General features: G+C 60.8%; 11 protein-coding genes. 10 read left to right on the top strand and 1 reads right to left on the bottom strand.

What is annotated here, in order from left to right:
* Nucleotides 1–173 precede the first annotated feature (173 nt).
* The 10 genes from ACOYXH_RS12110 (at nucleotide 174) to ACOYXH_RS12065 (ending at nucleotide 17,735) form a co-directional block, all read left to right on the top strand.
* A complete protein-coding gene (locus tag ACOYXH_RS12110; RefSeq protein ID WP_320413012.1) occupies nucleotides 174–1,619 on the top strand; it encodes a serralysin family metalloprotease in 1,446 nt (481 codons plus the stop codon).
* A 93-nt stretch (nucleotides 1,620–1,712) separates the two neighbouring features.
* On the top strand, nucleotides 1,713–2,141 hold the full coding sequence (locus tag ACOYXH_RS12105) for an AprI/Inh family metalloprotease inhibitor (protein ID WP_460410754.1): 429 nt from the start codon (nucleotides 1,713–1,715) through the stop codon (nucleotides 2,139–2,141).
* Nucleotides 2,142–2,344: 203 nt separating this feature from the next.
* A complete protein-coding gene (locus ACOYXH_RS12100) occupies nucleotides 2,345–4,120 on the top strand; it encodes a type I secretion system permease/ATPase (RefSeq protein WP_095049081.1) in 1,776 nt (591 codons plus the stop codon).
* Complete coding sequence (locus ACOYXH_RS12095; RefSeq protein WP_460410752.1) at nucleotides 4,117–5,466, top strand: HlyD family type I secretion periplasmic adaptor subunit; 1,350 nt, start codon at nucleotides 4,117–4,119, stop codon at nucleotides 5,464–5,466. The genes ACOYXH_RS12100 and ACOYXH_RS12095 overlap by 4 nt, the downstream gene beginning before the upstream one ends.
* 2 nt (nucleotides 5,467–5,468) lie before the next feature.
* On the top strand, nucleotides 5,469–6,839 hold the full coding sequence (locus ACOYXH_RS12090; protein ID WP_095126057.1) for a TolC family outer membrane protein: 1,371 nt from the start codon (nucleotides 5,469–5,471) through the stop codon (nucleotides 6,837–6,839).
* Between the two features lie 263 nt (nucleotides 6,840–7,102).
* The gene (eprS, locus tag ACOYXH_RS12085; RefSeq protein WP_460410751.1) at nucleotides 7,103–10,054 is read left to right on the top strand and encodes an autotransporter serine peptidase EprS; all 2,952 of its coding nucleotides are present in this window, start codon (nucleotides 7,103–7,105) and stop codon (nucleotides 10,052–10,054) included.
* Nucleotides 10,055–10,246: 192 nt separating this feature from the next.
* Nucleotides 10,247–13,324 (top strand): autotransporter domain-containing protein, encoded by a 3,078-nt coding sequence (locus tag ACOYXH_RS12080; RefSeq protein ID WP_460410750.1) that lies wholly within the window; start codon nucleotides 10,247–10,249, stop codon nucleotides 13,322–13,324.
* 55 nt (nucleotides 13,325–13,379) lie between these two features.
* Entirely contained in the window at nucleotides 13,380–15,068 is a 1,689-nt protein-coding gene (locus ACOYXH_RS12075; RefSeq protein WP_460410749.1) for a polyurethane esterase, read from the top strand.
* 197 nt (nucleotides 15,069–15,265) lie between these two features.
* Complete coding sequence (locus ACOYXH_RS12070) at nucleotides 15,266–17,119, top strand: polyurethane esterase (RefSeq protein WP_095049076.1); 1,854 nt, start codon at nucleotides 15,266–15,268, stop codon at nucleotides 17,117–17,119.
* 241 nt (nucleotides 17,120–17,360) lie between these two features.
* Nucleotides 17,361–17,735: a hypothetical protein gene (locus ACOYXH_RS12065; protein WP_095049075.1), complete on the top strand. Its 375-nt coding sequence runs from the start codon at nucleotides 17,361–17,363 to the stop codon at nucleotides 17,733–17,735.
* Between the two features lie 138 nt (nucleotides 17,736–17,873).
* Here the strand turns inward: ACOYXH_RS12065 and ACOYXH_RS12060 are convergent, their stop codons facing one another.
* A complete protein-coding gene (locus ACOYXH_RS12060) occupies nucleotides 17,874–18,098 on the bottom strand; it encodes a YgdI/YgdR family lipoprotein (RefSeq protein ID WP_095049074.1) in 225 nt (74 codons plus the stop codon).
* Between the last annotated feature and the right edge of the window lie 48 nt (nucleotides 18,099–18,146).

The raw sequence follows: 18,146 nt of genomic DNA, 5'->3' as shown, positions 1-18,146 counted from the left end.
GTTTACGGCAGTTTTACGAAACAGCCCGATTTGATCTCAAAAAAATCCTTTACGGCAGATTTCAAATTGTGTCAGGTTTCTTACGCCTTCATTGGGCGAGTGATAGGACGATCTCGCCAGAGAGAGTCCTATCGGACAAAAACTGTTCCATTGCTAAACAAGGAAGTGTGTTTATGTCGAAAGTTAAAACGAATGCTATTGATACCGCCGAACAGGCTTTCCAGCTGTCAGCCTTCAGCTCGGCGTACAACCAGATCAATAGCTTCAGCCATCAATACGATCGTGGCGGCAACCTCACGGTCAATGGCAAACCCTCCTTTTCCGTCGACCAGGCCGCAACCCAGTTGCTGCGCGACGGCGCTGCCTACCAGGACAAGGATGGCAGCGGCAAGATCGAACTCACCTATACGTTCCTGACCTCGGCATCGTCCAGCACGATGAACAAGCATGGGATCACTGGGTTCAGTCAATTCAGTGCACAACAACAAGCTCAGGCCAAGCTCGCCATGCAATCCTGGGCTGACGTGGCCAACGTGACCTTCACCGAGAAAGCCTCGGGCGGTGACGGCCACATGACCTTCGGTAACTACAGCGGTGGCCAGGATGGCGCTGCAGCGTTCGCCTACCTGCCAGGCACCGGCGCCGGTTATGACGGCACCTCGTGGTACCTGATCAACAGTGGCTACACGCAGAACAAGAATCCGGATCTGAACAACTACGGTCGTCAGACCCTGACTCACGAGATCGGCCACAGCCTGGGCCTCGCTCACCCTGGTGACTACAACGCCGGGAATGGCAATCCGACCTACAACGACGCGTCCTACGGCCAAGACACCCGCGGCTACAGCGTCATGAGCTACTGGAGCGAAAGCAACACCAGTCAGAACTTCAGCAAGGGTGGTGTCGAAGCGTATTCGTCCGGCCCGCTGATGGACGATATCGCTGCCATCCAGAAGCTCTACGGTGCCAACACCACCACCCGTACCGGTGACACCACCTACGGCTTCAACTCCAACACTGGCCGTGATTTCCTCAGCGCTTCGTCGTCGAGTGACAAAGTGGTGTTCTCGGTGTGGGACGCGGGCGGCAAGGACACTCTGGACTTCTCGGGCTTCACCCAGAACCAGAAGATCAACCTCAAAGACGCCTCGTTCTCCGACGTTGGCGGCATGGTGGGTAACGTATCCATCGCCAAAGGCGCGATCATCGAGAACGCTATCGGTGGTTCCGGCAACGATCTGTTAATCGGCAACAGCGTGGCCAACGAACTCAAGGGCGGTGCCGGCAACGACATCCTCTGGGGTGGCGGTGGGGCCGACAAGCTGTGGGGCGGCGCCGGTTCGGACACCTTTGTGTTCGCTGCCAGCTCGGACTCCAAGCCAGGTGCGATTGATCAGATCCTCGATTTCGTCAGCGGTCTGGACAAAATCGACCTGACCGGTATCACCAACGGTGCCGGCCTGCACTTCGTCAGCAGCTTCACCGGTGCCGCCGGTGACGCAATCCTGACGTCGTCGGGTGGTAACAGCTTGCTGTCGGTGGACTTCTCCGGGCACGGCGTGGCGGACTTCCAGGTCAGCACCGTTGGCCAGGCAGCGACCAGCGACATCGTGGCGTGATGTAGAAGTGGAAAGCGGCGTGTGATACGTCGCTTTCTCCACTTGCATCGTGTTGCTCTGTAAGCAAGGCTACACGCCGGAGCGAATATTCCTATGATCTGTAAAGCTTTTACCTACAAGGCAATGGCGTGGCTCTCGGCGGCGCTCATCATGATTTCAGGAGAAACCGGTATGGCAAGCAGCCTCAGACTTGAAGAACCCTCGGTGTTTGCGGGGCAGTGGCAAGCGACATTGTCAGAGCGTTCTGATGATGCAAAAGCGCAAAAGCACCAGGACAAGCCTTCGAACACTTGCCTCTTGGATCTGGCTAAAAACCAAACCCTGGGCCAAGGCGCCGACTGCCTGGGTGCCTGGCTTGAAGCAACCCCGATCGGCTGGTTTCCCGACCCCGACGGCCTGTCGATCACCGGCAAGGAAGGTTCAAGAATCCAGTTTTTCAGTCGACAACGTGACGGGTTTTATCAGACGACTTTGAAGTCTGGCTTGGTGATTACCCTTGAGCGCGTGGCGCAACAACCTTGATTATCCAGAACGCGACAAAGTTTTAATATAAAGCGCCACGCTATGGTTATAAGAAGCGCGAACTGACAACTGCGCCGCAATTAATTACGCAAGTTGTTATGAAAGTGTAAGCGGGTACTTGCAAGTCATCTTTCGCAGGTAAGCGGAACATTAATTGAAGCCTCGCCCAAGTGCGGCGGGACCCATCATTTCAGGAAGAATCGATGAAGATGGCGAAGGCCCCAGCCACCGCTCCCTTATTCAAGGCATTGGCTGACTATAAAAGTATTCTGATCAGCGTCGGCTGCTTTACCGCACTGATTAACGTGCTGATGCTGGTGCCCTCCATCTACATGCTCCAGGTCTATGACCGGGTGCTGTCGTCGCAGAACGAAACGACCCTGGCGATGCTCTCGCTGATGGTGGTCGGCTTCTTCGCCTTTATTGGCCTGCTGGAAGTGGTGCGCAGCTTTATCGTGATTCGCATCGGCAGCCAGTTGGAGCGCCGCTTCAACCTGCGCGTCTACCAAGCTGCGTTCGAGCGCAACCTGTTCAAGGGCGAGGGCAACGCTGGGCAATCACTGGGCGATCTGACGCACATTCGCCAATTCGTCACCGGCCCGGCGCTGTTTGCATTCTTCGATGCGCCGTGGTTCCCGGTCTATCTGTTCGTGATCTACCTGTTCAACGTCTGGCTCGGTGTACTCGCCACGGCGGGCGCATTGCTGCTGATCGGCCTGGCCTGCCTGAACGAATACATGACCAAAAAGCCGCTGGGCGAAGCCGCCGGTTATTCGCAGAAGTCCAGCCAGTTGGCCACCAGCCATTTGCACAACGCCGAAACCATTCAGGCGATGGGCATGCTCGGTTCCCTGCGCAAGCGCTGGTTCCAGGTGCACTCGCGCTTCCTCGGCCTGCAAAACCAGGCCAGTGACACCGGTGCGGTGATCAGCTCGTTGAGCAAAACCCTGCGCCTGTGCCTGCAATCATTGGTGTTGGGCCTGGGTGCTTTGTTGGTGATCAAAGGCGACATGACCGCCGGGATGATGATCGCCGGTTCGATCCTGATGGGCCGCGTGCTCAGCCCGATCGACCAATTGATCGCGGTGTGGAAGCAGTGGAGCGGGGCGAAGCTGGCTTACCGCCGTCTCGATGCCTTGCTGCAAGCGTTCCCGCCTAGCGACGACGCCATGGCGCTGCCGCCGCCGAAAGGCCAGATCACTTTCGAACAGGTCAGCGCCGGCCCACCGGGACAACGTGCGGCGACTTTGCAGATGGTCAATTTCAACTTGGGCGCCGGTGAAGTGCTGGGTGTGCTGGGTGCTTCCGGTTCCGGCAAGTCGACGCTGGCCCGTGTGCTGGTCGGGGTCTGGCCTACCCTTGGCGGCACCGTGCGTCTCGATGGCGCGGATATCCATCGCTGGAACCGCGACCAACTCGGTCCCTATATCGGTTATCTGCCGCAAGACATCGAGCTGTTCAGCGGCAGCATCGCCGAGAACATTGCGCGTTTCAGCGAGGCCGATCCGCAGAAAGTCGTCGCCGCTGCGCAACAGGCCGGCGTCCACGAAATGATCCTGCGCCTGCCGCAAGGCTACGACACGCAACTGGGCGAGGACGGCAGTGGTTTGTCCGGCGGCCAGAAGCAGCGTGTGGCACTGGCGCGTTCAATGTACGGCACGCCGAGTCTGGTGGTGCTGGATGAGCCGAATTCCAACCTCGACACCGTCGGTGAAGCGGCATTGGCCAGCGCCATCGCCGCGCTCAAAGCCCAAGGCACTACGGTAGTGCTGGTCACGCACCGTTCTTCGGTGTTGGCCCAGGCCGACAAACTGCTGGTGCTCAATGACGGGCGTCTGCAAGCCTTCGGCCCGAGTCAGGACGTGCTCAAGGCACTTTCCGGCCAGCAAGAACAACAACGGGAAAAAGCTGCACCGGCACCGGGCGGGCTCAGCATGAGCCGACAGTATCAGCCCTCGACAAGGAATTCGGGTGTATGAGCAGCGTAAGCATGAACACTGAAAACGAAGCGAGCATGGAACACGCCTACATCACCGAACGCCCAGAACGCGATGCGAAGTTTTTCGCGCGCATGGGCTGGATTCTGGCGATCGTTGGCGCCGGCAGTTTCTTCACTTGGGCGGCCCTGGCGCCGCTCGATCAAGGCATTCCGGTGCAAGGCACGGTCGTCGTGTCGGGTAAGCGCAAAGCCGTGCAGTCGATGAGCAGCGGCGTGGTCAGCCGGATCCTGGTGCGCGAAGGCGAAATCGTCAAGCAGGGCCAGCCGCTGTTCCGCCTCGACCAGACGCAAGTCGCCGCTGACGTGCAGTCGCTGCAAGCACAATACCGCATGGCCTGGGCCAGCCTTGCGCGCTGGCAGGCCGAGCGCGACAACCTCAAGCAAGTGACCTTTCCGGCAGAACTGAGCAGCGACCCGGATCCGCGTCTGGCATTGGTGCTGGAAGGTCAGCGGCAACTGTTCAGCAGCCGTCGCGAGGCTTACTACCGCGAGCAGGCCGGACTGCGTGCGAGCATCGAAGGCGCCACCGCACAACTGGCCGGCATGCGCCGCGCCCGTACCGATCTCAATGCCCAGGCCGACTCGCTGCAACAGCAGTTGAGCAACTTGCAACCGCTGGCCGACAACGGTTACATCCCGCGTAACCGCTTGATGGAGTACCAGCGGCAACTGTCGCAAGTGCAGCAGCAACTGGCGGAAAACACCGGCGAAAGCGGCCGGGTCGAGCAGGGCATCCTCGAGTCGCGGCTGAAACTGCAACAGCACGCCGAGGAGTATCAGAAGGAGGTCCGTACGCAACTGGCCGACGCGCAGCTGAAAAGCGTGACTCTGTCGGAGCAACTGACTTCCGCCGGTTTCGATCTGCAACACAGCGAAATCATCGCCACTGCCGATGGCGTGGCGGTCAATCTCGGCGTGCATACCGAAGGCGCGGTCGTGCGTCAGGGCGAAACGCTGTTGGAGATTGTCCCGCAAGGCACCACGCTGGAAGTGGAAGGGCACTTGCCGATCAACTTGATCGACAAGGTCGGCGCGCATTTGCCGGTGGACATCCTGTTTACCGCGTTCAACCAGAGCAAAACTCCGCGTGTACCGGGCGAAGTCAGCCTGATTTCCGCCGACCAGATGGTCGATGAGAAAACCGGCGTGCCGTACTACGTGTTGCGCAGCAGTGTCAGCGATCAGGCCATGGAAAAACTCAACGGTCTGGTGATCAAGCCCGGCATGCCGGCAGAAATGTTCGTGCGTACGGGTGAGCGTTCACTGCTCAACTATCTGTTCAAACCGCTGCTTGACCGGGCCGGCTCTGCGCTGACCGAAGAATAAGGATGTTCGGCTGTATGAATAAGCTTTCCACGCTCGCAGCAGCATTCTTGCTGCTCGCGAGTCACTCGGCAGTGGCGGCCATGGGGCCGTTCGAGATCTACGAACAGGCGTTGCGCAATGACCCGGTGTTCCTCGGCGCGATAAAGGAACGCGATGCCGGCCTGGAAAACCGCGCCATTGGCCGCGCCGGCCTGTTGCCGCGCATCGGTTACACCTACAACAAGGGGCGCAACTCGTCGAAAGCGACGTCTCTCGATGAGCGCGCGCGTAACCGTACCGACGATCGTAACTACAGCAGTTACGGCTCGGCGCTGACCCTGCAACAACCGCTGCTCGATTACGAGGCTTATGCCGCGTATCGCAAAGGTGTCGCGCAGTCGTTGTTTGCCGACGAGAACTTTCGCGGTAAGAGCCAGGAGTTGCTGGTTCGCGTACTGGACAACTACACCAAGGCACTGTTCGCGCAGGACCAGATCGACATCGCTCAGGCGAAGAAAAAGGCGTACGAGCAGCAGTTCCAGCAGAACGAACACATGTTCAAGCAAGGCGAGGGCACGCGTACCGATATTCTCGAGGCTGAGTCGCGTTATGAACTGGCGACTGCCGAGGAGATCGAGGCGCGCAACGAACAGGACGCCGCGCTGCGGGAGCTGGGTGCGCTGGTGGGTACGCCGGCGGTGGACATCGGTGATCTGGCGCCGCTCGATCAGAACTTCCAGACCTTCGCGCTGATGCCTGCCAATTACGACACCTGGCATGAAATGGCGGTGAGCAATAACCCGAATCTGGCTTCGCAACGCCAGGCCGTGGAAGTCGCGCGTTATGAAGTGGAGCGCAATCGCGCCGGGCATCTGCCGAAAATCAATGCCTACGCCTCGATGCGCCAGAACGAATCGGAAAGCGGCAACACCTACAACCAGCGCTACGAAACCAACACCATCGGTTTTGAAGTCAGTGTGCCGCTGTATGCCGGTGGCGGGGTGTCGGCGTCGACGCGTCAGGCCAGCCGCACTATGGAGCAGGCCGAATACGAACTGGACGGCAAAACGCGTGAGACGCTGATCGAACTGCGGCGGCAGTTCAGTGCCTGTTTGTCCGGGGTGAGCAAATTGCGCGCTTATCAGAAGGCATTGAGCTCGGCGGAAGCGCTGGTGGTGTCGACCAAGCAGAGCATTCTCGGTGGTGAGCGGACCAACCTCGACGCGTTGAACGCCGAGCAGCAGTTGTTCACCACGCGCCGTGATCTGGCGCAGGCGCGGTACGACTATTTGATGGCCTGGACCAAGTTGCATTACTACGCCGGGACCTTGAACGAGCAGGATCTGGCGCGGGTGGATGAGGCATTTGTGGTCGCTCAACAGCCCTCACCCTAACCCTCTCCCAGAGGGAGAGGGGACTGATCCGGGGATATTGCAGAAGTACACCGACTTGAACGAGCGGCACCGAATCCAACATCGAGCCGGTTTTTCAGGTCGATGCGAGACCAGCTGAATCCACAATCGACGCGGTTTTTCACGTCGATGCATGACGCAAGACACCTCGGTCAGCTCCCTCTCCTGGGGGAGAGGGCTGGGGTGAGGGGAACAGGCGACACCGCAAAAGAACCTGCATAAAACAATAAAAGTGAGTGGTGAACATGGACGTACGCATCAAGCCAATTTCGGTCGGTACCCTGCTGCTTGTGATTTCCGCAACACAGGTTCAGGCGCAATATCTCGAAACCGGCCAACCCGGCGATCCCGGCAGTTGGCGCAGCGCCGAATTCCTCCGCGACTGGGGCCTGAGCCGGATGCAGGCAGAGCAAGCCTACGCCGCCGGCATCACCGGTAAAGGCGTGAAAATCGGCGCCCTCGACTCCGGTTTCGATGCCGCCCACCCGGAATTCGCCAGCGACCGCTATCACCCGGTACCGGCCAGCGGCAGCTACATTGACGGTTCACTGTTCAACGTCAATGGCACCCTCAACCCCAACAACGACTCCCACGGCACGCATGTCGTCGGCACCATGGGCGCCTCACGCGACGGTACCGGCATGCACGGCGTGGCGTACAACGCACAAATCTACGTCGGCAACACCAACAAAAACGACAGTTTTCTCTTCGGCCCCAACCCCGATCCGCGCTATTTCAAAGCGGTATACGACGCCCTCGCCGATGCTGGGGTGCGCGCGATCAACAACAGTTGGGGCAGCCAGCCGCCGGATGTCAGCTACCGGACACTGGCTGATCTGCACGCCGCGTACGCTCAGCACTGGAATAAAGGCACCTGGCTCGACGCGGCAGCGGATGTTTCCCGGCGCGGCGTGATCAACGTATTCAGCGCCGGCAACAGCGGCTATCCGAACGCCAGCGTGCGTTCCGCGCTGCCGTACTTTCAGCCGGATCTGGAGGGCCACTGGCTGGCCGTGTCGGGCCTCGATCAAAGCAATCAGCAAAAGTACAACCAGTGCGGCCTCGCCAAATACTGGTGCATCACCACGCCGGGGGCGAAGATCGACAGCACCATTCCCGGTGGTGATTACGCGATCAAGTCCGGCACCTCAATGTCGGCGCCGCATGCGACCGGGGCACTGGCGCTGGTGATGGAACGCTACCCGTACATGACCAATCAGCAGGCGCTCGAAGTGCTGCTGACTACAGCGACGCAACTGGATGGCTCAGTCACCGCTGCGCCGACCGAGCGGGTCGGCTGGGGCGTGGCCAACCTGAACCGGGCGATGCGCGGGCCAGGGCAATTGCTCGGTGCGTTTGATGCCAACTTGGGGGCAGGGCAGCGCGATGTCTGGAGCAATGACATCTCCGACAAGGCGCTGATTCAGCGGCAGGCTGAAGACCTTGCTGAGCACAGTGCCTGGCAGCAAACCCTGCAAGATAAGGGCTGGCAGAACGGCGTTGCTGCGGGCGCCAGTCAGCAGGATCAGACCGATTACGCGGTCGGCACTGCCCGTGATACGGCAGCGGCGAGCCGGGTGTATCAAGGCAGCCTGATCAAGTCCGGCGGCGGGCAGTTGATCCTCACGGGCGACAATACCTATCGCGGTGCGACCACGGTCAATGGCGGCTTGCTCACGGTCAACGGCTCGCTGACTTCCGCTGTAACGGTGAATGACAGCGGCAGCCTCGGCGGTTCCGGCCGGATTGGCGCGTTGACCGCCAATAGCGGCGCTCGCGTGGCGCCGGGCAACTCCATCGGCACCTTGAACGTGGCCGGTGACGTGATCTTCGCGCCCGGTTCGACTTACGCCGTTGAACTGTCGCCGACCAGCAGCGACCGCATCGTTGCCGGGGGCACAGCCACTATCAGCGGCGCCACGGTCAGCCTGTCGCTGGAAAACAACCCGACGCTGCTTAGCACCAGCGAGGCGCAAAGCCTGCTCGGTCGCCAGTACGACATTCTGCAAGCGGCTGGCGGCATTCAGGGCCAGTTCGGTGCCGTGCTGCCGGATTACCTGTTTATCGGCGGCAGCCTCGACTACGCCGCCAATGGCATTCAACTCGATATCGAACGTAACTCGACCACCTTCGCCAGTGTCGGGCAAACGCCGAATCAGCGCTCGGTGGCCGCTGCCGTCGAAGGCCTGGGCGCGGGCAATTCGGTCTACGAAAGCCTGTTGCGTTCACCCGATGCGAGTTCCGCACAACAGGCGTTTCAGCAGTTGAGCGGCGAGATCTACCCGGCGTTGAGTTCAATGCTGATCAACGACAGCCGCCAGTTGCGTGACGCAGTAGGCGAGCGTCTGCACGATACCAATGCTGCGCAAAGCAATGGCTGGGTCAAGGCGCTCGGCGCCTGGGGCACGACCGATTCGAGCCACGACACGGCGGGCTACAACACCTCGATTGGCGGGCTGCTGGCCGGTGTCGATGGCGCGCTGGACGAGCAAACGCGCATCGGTCTGGTCAGCGGTTACAGCGACAGTTCGCTGAGCATGGGTTCGGGCACGCATTCCTCGGCCAAGGTCGACAGCTATCACCTCGGCGCGTACGCCGGCCGTGAACTCGGCGCCTGGCGCTTGAGCACGGGCGCGGCTTATAGCTGGCATCGCGCCGATGTGAAACGCGATCTGCAATACGGCGATGTCAGTGGCAAACAGAAAGCCAAAGTCGACGCGGCGACCACGCAAGTGTTCGGCGAAGCGGCTTATCGCCTGCACCTGCAACCGCTGGCGCTGGAGCCGTTCGCCAATCTGGCCTACGTGCATCTGGACACTGAAGGTTTGACCGAGAAGGGCGACGCTGCGGCGTTGAAAAGCTCCGGCGATCAACGTGACGCGGTGCTGAGCACCCTCGGTGTGCGGGCGATCAAGACGTTCAATCTTTCGCCCGCGCAATCACTCGACGTGAGTGGCCATCTCGGCTGGCAGCACAGCCTCAGCGACATCGATTCCGAGCAGCATCTGCGCTTTGCCAGCGGTGGCACGCCGTACGCGGTGGAGAGTTCAGCGCTGGTGCGTGACGCGGCGTTGGTCGGCGTGCAGGCCAGCCTGGCGCTGAGCCGCGATGTACGGGTCAACCTTGATTACAACGGACAACTGGCCAGTCGCGAAAAGCTGCATGGCGTTGGCTTGAGCCTGAACTGGCAGTTCTAAGCAAGATAACCCGGCTTCTGGTGATCGTTCCCACGCTCCGCGTGGGAATGCCTCTAGGGACGCTCTGCGTCCAGTGACGCGGAGCGTCACGGGCTGCATTCCCACGCGGAGCGTGGGAACGATCAACGACGATCATCGCCCTCACTGGCAACGATCAGGATTTTTCGCAACATCACTAAGGAAGGTCGCTGGATGAATAACAACAATACCCCCGCGCAAACGGGAGGCCGCTTTGCCCTGAAAACCCTCACGCTCGCCGTGCTCTGTGCCATTGGCACAGCCCACGCCGCGCCCTACGTGGAGAGCGGTCGTACGGGCGATCCGTCGAGTTGGCGCAGTGCCGAATTTCAGGCCGATTGGGGCCTGGGCGCGATCGGTGCCGATCACGCTTATGCCGCCGGCTATACCGGCAAAGGCGTGAAACTGGGGATCTTTGATCAGCCGGTGTATGCCGCGCACCCGGAGTTCTCCGGCAGCAATAAAGTCGTCACCCTGGTCACCAGCGGGATTCGCGAATACACCGACCCGTACATCCCGGTCAAAGCCGGCGATGCGTTCCGCTATGACGGTTCGCCCTCGGTCGGTTCCGACGGCAAACTCGGCGCCCACGGCACCCACGTCGGCGGTATCGCCGCCGGCAGTCGCGACGGCGGGCCGATGCACGGCGTGGCATTCGGTGCGCAGATCATCAGCGCCGACAACGGTGACCCGGGCCCGGAGGACGGCATCGTTCGTGGCAACGACGGCGCGGTGTACAAGGCCGGTTGGGACGCACTGATCGCCAGCGGCGCGCGGATCATCAACAACAGCTGGGGCATCGGCATCACTGACCGTTTCGACCTCGGCGGCCGCGATCCGGCGTACCCGCACTTCACCGTCAATGACGCGCAAGTGCAGTTCAACGAAATCCGCACGCTGCTCGGCAGCAAACCCGGCGGCGCCTACGACGGTGCGATTGCCGCCGCGCGCAGTGGCATCGTGACGATCTTCGCCGCCGGCAACGACTACAACCTCAACAACCCGGACGCCATCGCCGGCCTCGGCTATTTCGTCCCGGACATCGCGCCGAACTGGATCACCGTCGCTGCGCTGCAGAAGAACCCGGATCTGGCCAGCGCCAATCCGTACATCATGAGTACGTTCTCTTCGCGTTGCGGCTACACCGCGAGTTTCTGCGTCTCGGCGCCGGGCACAAAGATTTTCAGCGCGATCATCGAAGGCACCAACGCCGACAACCTGACCACCGGCTACAAAAACTACAACGGCACCTCGATGGCCGCGCCGCATGTCGCCGGTTCCATGGCGGTGCTGATGGAACGCTTCCCGTACATGAGCGGTGATCAGGTCGCCACGGTCTTGCGCACTACGGCCACCGACCTCGGCGCACCGGGCATCGACGCCTTGTACGGCTGGGGCATGATCAACCTGCGCAAAGGCATCGACGGCCCGTCGATGTTCGTCACCGAGCAGGACATCCCGGCCGAATTCCGCATCGACGGCGCTTACGGCTCCGGCCAGTTTGTCGCGGATCTGCCGGGTATCGGCGCGATCATCGATCAAGGCAAACCGACCGAGCGCGTGTGCACCGACATCACCTGCGGCCTCGACACTTGGCGCAACGACATTTCCGGTCACGGCGGTTTGACCAAACAAGGTATCGGCACGCTGGTGCTGACCGGCAACAACACTTACAGCGGCCCGACCCTGGTCAATCAGGGGCGCCTGGCCATCAACGGTTCGCTGCAATCGGCGGTGACGGTGAATGACGGCGGTATCCTCGGCGGCAATGGCCACATCGGCGCGCTGTCGGTGAACAGCGGCGGTACGGTCGCGCCGGGTAATTCCATCGGCACCCTGAACGTGGCCGGTGACGTGACCTTCGCCCCCGGTTCGACTTACGCCGTAGAGTTGTCGCCCACCAGCAGCGATCAGATCATCGCTACCGGCAAAGCGGTCATCGAAGGCGCGACGGTGAGCCTGTCGCTGGAAAACAGCCCGACGCTGCTGACCACCAATGAAGTGCAAAGCCTGCTCGGCACGCGCTACAACATCCTGCAAGCGGCGGGCGGTATTGAAGGGCGCTTTGGTCAGGTGTTGCCGGATTACGCCTTTCTCGGCGGCACGCTGGCGTACTCGGCCGATGGCATCCAGTTGGCAGTCGGGCGTAACGACGCTTCGTTCGCCAGCGTCGGTTTGACGCCGAACCAACGTGCGGTCGGTGCGGCGGCTGAGCGTCTGGGCGCTGGTAACGCGCTGTTTGAAACCCTGTTGCTGTCGCCGAATGCGGCGTCGGCGCAGCAAGCCTTCCAGCAGTTGTCCGGCGAAATCCATCCGGCCATTGGCACGATGCTGATCAACGACAGCCGTTACCTGCGTGAAGCGGTGGGCGAGCGTCTGCGTGAGCGTGATCTGTTCAATGCCGGCGCACCGACCGACGACCGCAGCAACGCCTGGGTCAAGGTCTTGGGTTCGTGGGGCAAGAGCGATGGCGGGCATGACAATGCCGACTCCAACAGCTCCATCGGTGGCCTGCTGGCCGGTGTCGATGGCTTGATCGCTGAAGATACCCGTCTCGGTTTCGTTACCGGTTATAGCGACAGCTCGTTGAGCATGGGCAGCGGCACGCATTCGTCGGCGTCGGTCGACAGCTACCACTTGGGTGCGTACCTGGGGCATCAGATCGATGCGCTGCGTCTGACCGTCGGTGGCGCCTATAGCTGGCACCGTGTCGACGTCAAACGTGACCTGCAGTTCGGGGACGTCAGCGGAAAACAAAAGACCAAGCACGATGCCGCAACCACTCAAGTGTTCACCGAGGCCGCCTATGATCTGGGCCTGCAACCGATGAACCTGGAGCCGTTCGCCAATCTGTCCTATGTGCACCTGAACACCGAAAGCTTCACCGAAAAAGGTGACGCCGCCGCGCTGAAGGGCGGTGAGGACAACCGCGATGTGGTGCTGTCGACCCTCGGCGTGCGCGCCAAGCGCAGCTTCGCGCTGTCGAATCAGCATCAGTTGGAACTCGGCGCGAGCCTCGGCTGGCAGCACAACCTGAGCAACGTTGATGCCGACAGCCATCTGGCGTTTGCCAATGGCAACAGCGCGTTCACCGTGCAGAGCGTGTCGATGGATCGCGATGCGGCGGTGGTCGGTGTGCGTGCGGGTCTGGCGCTCAATCGCGATGTGCGGGTGAACCTCGATTACAACGGACTGATCGGCTCGAACGAGAAGGACCACGGTGTGGGTCTGACCCTCGACTGGCAGTTCTAAGGCGTACCGGCAGTTCTGCGGAGCTGCCGGTTTTTGAAGGAAGAGAGAGCACAACATGGGACTGTTCGATTATAAAAATGCCGATGGCAAAGCGTTGTACAGCGACGCCATCGCACTGACGCTGTACGCCTACACGCCGACCGGCAAGCCTCTGCCGGCCACCGCTTGGGCACCGCTCACGGCAACCGCGCTGGGCTATCAGGGCAAGGTCGGGCCGCAGGGCACGTTCTTCGGCGAGAAGGACGGCTTCACCAGTGCCGAGGCCGAAGTGCTCGGCAAATACGACGCTGCCGGCAAACTGATCGGCATCGGCGTGGCCTTTCGTGGCACCGGCGGGCTGGGTTACAGCGACACCTTCGGCGACCTGAAAAACAACCTGCTGGCCGCCATCGGGCCGTCGGATTACGCGAGCAATTACGCTAAAAACGCTTTCGACAATTTGCTCAAGGCGGTCGCCACATTCGCCATTGCCAACGGCATTGCCGCCAAGGACGTGCTGCTCAGCGGTCACAGCCTCGGTGGGCTCGGGGTCAACAGCGTGGCCGAACTGAGCGCGAGCAACTGGGGCGGCTTTTTCAAGGATGCCAACTACATCACCTTCGCCTCGCCGACTCAGAGCAGCACCGGCAATAACGTGCTGAACATCGGGTTCGAAAACGACCCGGTTTTTCGCGTGCTCGATGGCACCACATTCAGCAGCGCCTCGATGGGCAAGCACGACAAGCCGCACGATTCGACCACCGACAACATCGTCAACTTCAACGACAACTACGCGTCCACCGCGCAGAACCTGGTGCCGTTCAGCATCGTCAATCCGCTGAACTGGTCGGCCCACAGCTCGTTGGGCTATGCCGATGGCTTGAATCGGGTCATCGATTCCAAGTTTTACAACCTTACGCATAAAGACTCGACGATCATCGTCTCCAATCTGGAAGAAGCTTCTCGCGGCAAGACCTGGGTCGAAGATCTCGGCCGCAGTGGCGAGCCGCACACCGGCAGCACGTTCATCATCGGCACCCAGAGCAGCGACTGGCTCAAGGGCGGCGCGGGCAACGACTTCCTCGAAGGCCTGGGCGGTGATGACCGGTTCCGTGATGACGGCGGTTACAACATCCTGCTCGGTGGCCAGGGCCACAACACCTTCGAACTGCAGAAACCGTTGCAGAACTTCAGCTGCGCCAACGACGGTGACGGCACGCTGTACGTGCGCGACGCCTACGGCGGCATCAGCATGACCCGCGACATTGGCGCGCTGGTGAGCAAGGAGTCGGGTTCGTGGTGGGGCAGCAAGGAAATCACCTGGGGCGTCACCGCCAAGGGTTTGACCAACGGCAGCGAGCTGACCCAGTACAACCACTCGCTCAGTGGCGACGGCTACGGCAATGCGCTGCACGCCACGGCCGACGGTGACTGGCTGTTCGGCCTCGGTGGCGATGACAAGTTGATCAGCGACAAGGGCCATGTGACCTTCGTCGGTGGCGCCGGTAACGACGTGATGACCGCCGTGGGTGGCAACAACACCTTCCTGTTCAGCGGTGCGTTCGGTTTTGATGCCATCAACGGTTATCAGGGCAGCGACAAACTGGTGTTCATGGGCGTCGAAGGCGCGGGGCAGGGCTACGACTACAAGCAACACACGTCGCAGACCGGCAACGATACCGTGCTGAAGATTGGCGATTTTGCCGTGACCCTGATCGGGGTGGGAGTGGCTAACCTGTCGGACTCGGCGTTCGTGTTCGCCTAGTAACCCCTGTAGGAGTGAGCCTGCTCGCGATAGCGGTGTGTCAGTTTGCATTTTTTCATCTGGCACACCGCTATCGCGAGCAGGCTCACTCCTACAGTTTAAAGCTATGTAGATTCTGAAATGCTCCGGGGCGTCCCCGTGGGGCGCCCTGGCTGTGAGCTATCTCTAACAATTCCAACAAGAGAGAGGCAATAGCAATGGGTGTGTATGACTACAAGAACTTCGGCACAGCCGATTCCAAGGCGTTGTTCAGCGATGCCATGGCGATCACGCTGTATTCCTACCACAACCTCGATAACGGCTTTGCCGCCGGTTATCAGCACAACGGCTTCGGCCTCGGCCTGCCCGCCACGCTGGTCACGGCACTGCTCGGCGGCACCGATTCCCAGGGGGTGATCCCCGGCATTCCGTGGAATCCCGACTCGGAAAAACTCGCCCTCGACGCGGTGAAAAAGGCCGGCTGGACGCCCATCACCGCCTCGCAACTGGGCTACGACGGCAAAACCGATGCGCGGGGTACCTTCTTCGGCGAGAAGGCCGGTTACACCACCGCCCAAGTGGAAATCCTCGGCAAGTACGACGCCCAGGGCCATCTCACCGAACTCGGCGTTGCCTTTCGCGGCACCAGCGGCCCGCGTGAGAACCTGATCCTCGACTCCATCGGTGACGTGATCAACGACCTGCTCGCCGCCTTCGGCCCCAAGGATTATGCGAAGAATTACGTCGGTGAAGCCTTCGGCAATCTGCTCAATGACGTGGTGGCGTTTGCCAAGGCCAACGGCCTCAGCGGCAAGGACGTTCTCGTCAGTGGCCACAGCCTCGGTGGCCTGGCGGTCAACAGCATGGCCGACCTGAGCGGTGGCAAGTGGGGTGGTTTCTTTGCCGACTCCAACTACATCGCCTACGCCTCGCCAACGCAAAGCAGCACCGACAAAGTGCTCAACGTCGGCTACGAAAACGACCCGGTGTTCCGCGCCCTCGACGGCTCGACCTTCACCGGAGCTTCGATCGGCGTGCACGATGCGCCCAAGGTCTCGGCCACCGACAACATCGTCAGCTTCAACGATCACTACGCCTCGACCGCGTGGAATCTGCTGCCGTACTCGATCCTCAACATTCCCACCTGGATCTCGCACTTGCCGACCGCGTATGGCGACGGTATGAATCGGGTGATCGACTCAAAATTCTACGACCTGACCAGCCGCGACTCGACGATCATTGTCGCCAACCTCTCGGACCCGGCGCGGGCCAACACCTGGGTACAGGATCTCAACCGCAACGCCGAAACCCATAAGGGCAGCACGTTCATCATTGGCAGTGACGCCAACGATCTGATCCAGGGCGGCAGCGGCAACGATTACCTGGAAGGTCGCGCCGGCAATGACACCTTCCGCGATGGCGGTGGCTACAACGTCATCCTTGGCGGGCAGGGCAACAACACCCTCGATCTGCAAAGCGCGGTGAAGAACTTCGACTTCGCCAACGACGGCGCCGGCAATCTGTACATTCGCGACGCCAACGGCGGGATCAGCATCACCCGCGACATAGGCAGCATTGTCACCAAGGAACCGGGCTTTCTCTGGGGGCTGTTCAAGGACGATGTGACCCACAGCGTCACGGCCAGCGGCTTGAAGGTCGGCAACAACGTCACCGCGTACGAGTCCAGCGTCAAAGGCACCAGCGGCGCCGATACGTTGAAGGCGCATGCCGGTGGCGACTGGTTGTTCGGGCTGGACGGCAACGATCACCTGATGGGTGGCGCGGGCAATGACGTGTTTGTTGGCGGCGCAGGCAATGACCTGATGGAGTCGGGGGGCGGGGCGGATACGTTCCTGTTCAACGGTGCGTTCGGTCAGGACCGGGTGGTCGGTTTCACGTCCAATGACAAACTGGTGTTTCTTGGTGTGCAGGGTGTGTTGCCGGCGGAGGATTTCCGGGCTCATGCTGCGACCGTCGGGCAGGACACGGTGCTGACGTTTGGCAATGATTCGGTGACGTTGGTCGGGGTGTCGCTCAACAGCTTGAGTGCTGACGGCGTTGTGATCGCCTGAGGTTGATGGGGCGCCGGTAAGGGCCTCTTCGCCAGCAGGCTGGCTCCCACACTGGATCTGTGTCGTTTATAAATCCCCTGTGGGGGCGAGCCTGCTCGCGAAGAACGATAACTCGGTTTCAAAAGTGACTCGACAGCCACTCCCTGACTCAAACCCCTGCGAAAACAGGAAATGCGGCCTAAAGCCAGCACGTGAGCACACGTTCTATAGCTAGCCGCCATTGAGTACAGGAGATTCAAACGTGAAAGGTTTCAAGGGGTATGTCGGGTTCGTCGCACTGGCGCTGTGTTCGGCCAATGCCTGCGCCGATCTGCCTCAAAGCTCGATTCTGAGCCGTTACGGCGTCACCACCGACCAACTGCCGAGCCCGCCGAAAACCGCGGAGGTCGAACCGGTCGAAGAGAAGAGCCGCTTTCAGATTCAGCCCGAACAACCGTTCGTGACCCTGCGCCTGGGTGACGGCAAGCCGCCGCAAACCACCGGCAATCTGAGCATTGATCGCATGGCGCAGCAGGATCTGGAACGCTGCCGGCGCTTGCAGGGGGAAGTGGTCAAGCGGGGTGGCACGTACATGCCTTGCGACGGCAGCATTCCGGGTATGCCTACCTTCGAATAAAAAAGCTGCTTTGATGATCGTTCCCACGCTCCGCGTGGGAATGCCTCAACGGACGCTCCGCGTTCGGCTCTGGATGGGACGCGGAGCGACCCGGGCTGCATTCCCACGCAGAGCGTGGGAACGATCGATCGCCGTGAGTCAGTCTTCCTCGCGCACTGTGGCCACTTCATCAGCGCGAACCTTCACCTTGGCCCCGGAAATATCCTCGAACTCATAGAAGCCGTCCTTGGTTTTGGTCTTCGGCATGTCCTTGGTCAGGTACTGGGTGCCGTTCTGCAGGGTGACCACCGTCGGGGTCGAGCAACCGGCCAGTGCCAGCGCGGCGGCGATGGCGAAAGGGATGCCCAGTGCTTTGATTTTCATACCCACCTCTAAATCCTCATTCGATGTGATGCCGAGCATTGTCGGCCC

This window comes from Pseudomonas sp. Mb7, from assembly GCF_054790525.1.
Note: the sequence above shows the minus strand (reverse complement) of the source record. Positions and strands in the feature narration are given on the sequence as shown.

Excerpts from the sequence above, each read along its gene's own strand:
- ACOYXH_RS12075 (WP_460410749.1), top strand. The coding sequence starts at position 13,380 with ATGGGACTGTTCGATTATAAAAATGCCGATGGCAAAGCGTTGTACAGC.
- ACOYXH_RS12090 (WP_095126057.1), top strand. The coding sequence starts at position 5,469 with ATGTTCGGCTGTATGAATAAGCTTTCCACGCTCGCAGCAGCATTCTTG.
- ACOYXH_RS12060 (WP_095049074.1), bottom strand. The coding sequence starts at position 18,098 with ATGAAAATCAAAGCACTGGGCATCCCTTTCGCCATCGCCGCCGCGCTG.
- ACOYXH_RS12110 (WP_320413012.1), top strand. The coding sequence starts at position 174 with ATGTCGAAAGTTAAAACGAATGCTATTGATACCGCCGAACAGGCTTTC.
- ACOYXH_RS12105 (WP_460410754.1), top strand. The coding sequence starts at position 1,713 with ATGATCTGTAAAGCTTTTACCTACAAGGCAATGGCGTGGCTCTCGGCG.
- eprS (WP_460410751.1), top strand. The coding sequence starts at position 7,103 with ATGGACGTACGCATCAAGCCAATTTCGGTCGGTACCCTGCTGCTTGTG.
- ACOYXH_RS12080 (WP_460410750.1), top strand. The coding sequence starts at position 10,247 with ATGAATAACAACAATACCCCCGCGCAAACGGGAGGCCGCTTTGCCCTG.
- ACOYXH_RS12070 (WP_095049076.1), top strand. The coding sequence starts at position 15,266 with ATGGGTGTGTATGACTACAAGAACTTCGGCACAGCCGATTCCAAGGCG.
- ACOYXH_RS12095 (WP_460410752.1), top strand. The coding sequence starts at position 4,117 with ATGAGCAGCGTAAGCATGAACACTGAAAACGAAGCGAGCATGGAACAC.
- ACOYXH_RS12100 (WP_095049081.1), top strand. The coding sequence starts at position 2,345 with ATGAAGATGGCGAAGGCCCCAGCCACCGCTCCCTTATTCAAGGCATTG.